This window comes from Paraburkholderia sp. J63, from assembly GCF_905220245.1.
Taxonomy (GTDB): Bacteria; Pseudomonadota; Gammaproteobacteria; order Burkholderiales; family Burkholderiaceae; genus Paraburkholderia.
In genome coordinates this window covers 1-717 of sequence record NZ_CAJMZF010000150.1, presented here as the reverse complement: position 1 = coordinate 717, position 717 = coordinate 1, and the positions used below count along the sequence as shown (strand labels likewise).

Here is a 717-nt window from a genome sequence, read left to right as displayed (position 1 = left end):
CGTGGGCAACGATCCGTCGGCGCTCATTCTCGGCGACAACATCTTCTACGGCCACGATCTCGCGAAGCAGCTCGAGCGCGCGGATGCGCAGGACGCGGGCGCGACCGTGTTTGCCTATCACGTGCACGATCCGGAGCGCTATGGCGTGGTCGAGTTCGACAAGGGCTTCCGTGCGCTGTCGATCGAGGAGAAGCCTGCGCAGCCGCGTTCGAACTACGCGGTGACGGGCCTGTACTTCTATGACAACCGTGTGTGCGATATCGCGGCGGACATCAAGCCGTCCCCGCGCGGCGAGCTCGAGATCACGGATGTGAATTCGCGCTATCTGAGCGATGGTGCGCTGAACGTCGAGATCATGGGTCGCGGTTACGCGTGGCTCGATACCGGCACGCACGATTCGCTGATCGAGGCGGCGACGTTCATCGCGACGCTGCAAAAGCGTCAGGGGCTCGTGGTCGCGTGCCCCGAGGAAATTGCGTACCGCCGCCAGTGGATTGATGCAGAGCAGGTGCAGAAGCTTGCCAAGCCGCTCTCTAAGAACGGCTACGGCAAGTATTTGTTGAACATTCTCACGGATCAGGTCGCATGGCCATCACGGTAACTGCTACGGCACTCCCCGAAGTCAAGCTCATCGAGCCGAAGGTGTTCGGCGACGCGCGCGGCTTCTTCTACGAGAGCTTCAACGGTCGTGAGTTCGAAGAACTGGTCGAAGCCGGT

General features: G+C 61.4%; 2 protein-coding genes. Both read left to right on the top strand.

What is annotated here, in order from left to right; genetic code table 11:
- Window positions 1-601, top strand: a 601-nt coding sequence (locus U5775_RS38910; RefSeq protein ID WP_322063433.1) for a sugar phosphate nucleotidyltransferase, incomplete at its 5' end; no start/stop codon positions are given.
- Window positions 586-717, top strand: a 132-nt coding sequence (locus U5775_RS38905; RefSeq protein WP_322063434.1) for a dTDP-4-dehydrorhamnose 3,5-epimerase family protein, incomplete at its 3' end; no start/stop codon positions are given. The genes U5775_RS38910 and U5775_RS38905, both read left to right, overlap by 16 nt.